This is a genomic window from uncultured Thermomonas sp. (assembly GCF_937872235.1).
GTDB classification, from domain to species: domain Bacteria; phylum Pseudomonadota; class Gammaproteobacteria; order Xanthomonadales; family Xanthomonadaceae; genus Thermomonas; species Thermomonas beijingensis.
Map to the genome: position 1 here is coordinate 1 of NZ_CALMPC010000016.1, position 3515 is coordinate 3515.

The following is a 3515-nucleotide window of genomic DNA, read 5'->3' on the forward strand; positions in this document are numbered from 1 at the left end:
TTTCAAAAATCGGCGCATCGCCATCTTTGTTGATGGCCACGATGGTGCCGGCATCTTTGATGCCGGTCAGGTGCTGGATTGCGCCGCTGATGCCCACTGCCACATAGAGTTCTGGCGCAATGATTTTGCCGGTTTGGCCCACCTGCAAATCGCTGGGCACGTAGCCGGCATCCACCGCTGCGCGTGAGGCACCCACGCCGGCACCGAGCTTGTCGGCCAATTGGTAGATGATTTTGAAATTTTCTTCCGAACCCACACCACGGCCACCGGAAACCACACGCTTGGCGCTTTGCAGGTCGGGGCGGTCAGACGCACCGGCGGCCAGCCCGATAAAGCGGGTGTGGCTGGGCAGGCTGGCATCCACATTCACAGCCGTCACGCTGGCGGTGCCGCCTTGCGCCGCTTCGGCCCACGAAGCGGTGCGCACGGTGGCCACCACGGTCTGGTCGGGCGGTGCTTGCACGCTGATGATGGCGTTGCCGGCGTAGATCGGGCGTTTGAAGCTGTGGCTGCCGTCCACCGCCATCAAGTCGGAAATTTGGTTGACACCCAGCAGCGCGGCCACGCACGGCATGAGGTCCTTGCCGAAGGTGGTGGAGGGGCCAAACACATGCGTGTAGCCGGTGGCTAGGTGGGCAATTTGCGGTGCCAGCACTTGTGCGATGGCCTGCGCATTGGCGGCATTGGCCACGCTGAGAACGCTGTTGACGCCGGCAAGTTGCGCCGCTTGTGCGGCCACATCCGTCGGGTCAGCGGCCAGCACCACGATGTCGATGGCGGCAGGTGCCAATGCCTGCGCAGCGGTGACGCATTTGGCGGTGGCGGCGTTGAGTTCGCCGTTCAAGTGTTCGGCGACGATGAGGACTTTGGACATTACAGCAACCCCTTTTGCTTGAGCGCGGCGACCAATTCGGCCGCATCTTTGACCATCACGCCACGGCTGCGCTTGGCCGGTGCGGCATACGCGGTAGTGGTCAGCGAGTCATGCGCGGTCACACCCAGATCGGCAAGCGCAATGGTTTCCAGCGGCTTGCTCTTGGCCTTCATGATGTCCGGCAGTTTGATGAAGCGCGGCTCGTTCAAGCGCAGGTCGGCGGTGACCACCGCCGGCAAGTCCACTTCCAGCGTTTCCAGTCCGGCATCGACTTCGCGCACCACGGTAGCTTTGCCATCGGCAATCGTCAGCTTGCTGGCGAAGGTGGCCTGCGGGCGACCCCACAAGGTGGCCAGCATCTGCCCGGTCTGGTTGGCGTCATCGTCGATCGCCTGCTTGCCCAGCAGCACCAAGTCGGGCTGTTCTTTTTCGATCAACTTCAGCAGCGCACGCGCCGCCGTCAGCGGCTGGATGGCGGCATCAGCCACCACGTGGATGGCACGGTTGGCGCCCATCGCCAGCCCATTGCGCAGATGCGGCTGCGCATCGGCCGGGGCAATGCTGGCCACCACCACTTCGCTGGCGATGCCGGCATCGCGCAGACGCAGCGCTTCTTCCAGCGCGATGTCGTCAAACGGATTGGGCGACAGCTTGACGCCATCGGTGACCACACCGCTGCCGTCTGGTTTGACCTGGATGCGGACGTTGTAGTCCACCACGCGCTTGTAACCGACGAGAATTTTCACCGTGCACAGTCCTTGCAGATGCGGAAAACGGGGCCTTCGGGCCTAGCCCCCCATTTTAGCGGACACCGGCGGTGGCCGCAGAAAATCGGGGAATTGCCCGAAGGTACGCTGGGTGTTCTCGCACGAATCGCTAGAATGGCTGCTCTACCCCGCGTTGGAGCAGCGCCCGTGGCAACTGCCAAGAGCAAACAGTACCCCAGTGCCGCCGCCGCCCTTGATGGGCTGGTGGCGGATGGTCAAACCCTTGCCGTGGGCGGTTTCGGCCTGTGCGGCATCCCCGAGGCGCTGATTGCGGCGCTGCGCGATTCTGGGGTGAGCGGTTTGACCGTGATTTCCAATAACGCCGGTGTGGACGGTTTTGGCTTGGGCCAATTGCTGACCACGCGCCAGATCAAGAAGATGATTTCGTCGTATGTGGGCGAAAACAAAGAGTTCGAGCGCCAGTTTTTGGGCGGCGAGCTGGAGCTGGAGTTCAACCCGCAGGGCACGCTGGCCGAGCGCCTGCGCGCCGGCGGCGCCGGGATCCCTGCGTTCTTCACCGCCACCGGCTACGGCACCATCGTGGCCGAGGGCAAGGAAACCCGCGAGTTCGATGGTCGCATGTATGTGCTGGAAACCGCGCTGAAGGCCGACGTGTCGCTGGTCAAGGCATGGAAGGCCGACAAGGCCGGTAATCTGGTGTTCCGCAAGACCGCGCGCAACTTCAACCCCGCCGCCGCGATGGCGGGCAGGGTGTGCGTGGTGGAGGTGGAGGAGTTGGTGGAGATCGGCGCGATCGAGCCCGACCACGTGCATCTGCCCGGCATCTATGTGCAGCGCATCGTGGTGAACGCCACCCCGGAAAAGCGCATCGAACAACGCACCATTCGCCAGCCGGAGGGCAACTGAGATGGCCTGGACCCGTGAACAAATGGCGCAGCGCGCCGCCCGCGAGCTCACCGACGGCGCCTACGTCAACCTTGGCATCGGCCTGCCCACACTGGTGGCCAATTACATTCCAGACGGCATGGAGGTATGGCTGCAAAGTGAAAATGGCTTGCTGGGCATCGGCCCATTCCCCACCGAGGCCGAACTCGATGCCGACCTGATCAATGCCGGCAAACAGACCGTCACGGCCATGCCCGGCGCCAGTTTTTTTGGCAGCCACGATTCGTTTGCGATGATTCGCGGTGGGCATATTGATCTGGCCATCCTCGGCGCGATGGAGGTCACCGACAAAGGGGATCTGGCCAACTGGATGGTGCCCGGCAAGATGGTCAAGGGCATGGGCGGCGCGATGGATCTGGTGGCTGGTGTGCGCAAGGTGGTGGTGCTGATGGAACACGTCACCAAGGCTGGCACCTCGAAGATTTTGCCGCAGTGCACACTGCCACTGACCGGCGTGGGTGTGGTCAACCGCATCATCACTGAGCTGGGCGTGTTCGATGTCACCCCGCAAGGCTTGAAGCTGGTGGAACTGGCCGATGGCGTAAGCCGTGAGGAAGCAGTCGCAAAGACCGGCGTGCCGTTGCACTGAGCTATCGCGGGGGCCGCCGACAGGCGAATCCCTTTCGCGAATGTCCTCCGGCAGCGGCGTTGCCGCTGCCTCCTCCTTGATTTCGCTACAGGGGTTCGCCTGCCGGTGGCTCTGGTCGGATAGAGAGGGAGTTATCCTGACCCATTACGGATGCCGTGATGGGGTTGGCCGATGCAACGTGACGATGTACTGATACTGGGTGGCGGTCACAACGGCTTGGTGTGCGCGGCGTATCTGGCCGCAGCGGGCTTGCAGGTGCGGGTGTTGGAGCGCCGCCATATTGTGGGTGGCGCGGCGGTGACCGAGGAATTTCATCCCGGCTTTCGCAACTCGTTGGCCAGCTATACCGTCAGTCTGCTCAACCCAAATGTCATCCGTG

At 63.0% G+C, this 3515-nt stretch carries 5 protein-coding genes; 3 read left to right on the forward strand and 2 right to left on the reverse strand.

The features are described from left to right. Together QWB57_RS01275 and QWB57_RS01280 are read right to left on the reverse strand one after the other, a co-directional pair. A partial coding sequence (locus QWB57_RS01275) for an electron transfer flavoprotein subunit alpha/FixB family protein (RefSeq protein ID WP_288967997.1) occupies window positions 1-874 on the reverse strand: 874 nt, incomplete at its 3' end. After that, the gene (locus QWB57_RS01280; protein WP_223629101.1) at window positions 874-1620 is read right to left on the reverse strand and encodes an electron transfer flavoprotein subunit beta/FixA family protein; all 747 of its coding nucleotides are present in this window, start codon (window positions 1618-1620) and stop codon (window positions 874-876) included. The genes QWB57_RS01280 and QWB57_RS01275, both read right to left, overlap by 1 nt. Window positions 1621-1755: 135 nt before the next feature. On the opposite strand from QWB57_RS01280, the gene QWB57_RS01285 reads away from it, so the two are divergent. From QWB57_RS01285 to QWB57_RS01295, 3 genes are all read left to right on the forward strand, one after another. Continuing rightward, window positions 1756-2508 carry a CoA transferase subunit A gene (locus QWB57_RS01285; RefSeq protein ID WP_288967999.1) on the forward strand — a complete coding sequence of 251 codons (753 nt, stop codon included), beginning with the start codon at window positions 1756-1758 and terminating at the stop codon, window positions 2506-2508. 1 nt (window position 2509) lies between these two features. After that, a complete protein-coding gene (locus QWB57_RS01290; RefSeq protein WP_288968000.1) occupies window positions 2510-3136 on the forward strand; it encodes a CoA transferase subunit B in 627 nt (208 codons plus the stop codon). A gap of 171 nt (window positions 3137-3307) precedes the next feature. Then, a partial coding sequence (locus QWB57_RS01295; RefSeq protein ID WP_288968001.1) for an FAD-dependent oxidoreductase occupies window positions 3308-3515 on the forward strand: 208 nt, incomplete at its 3' end.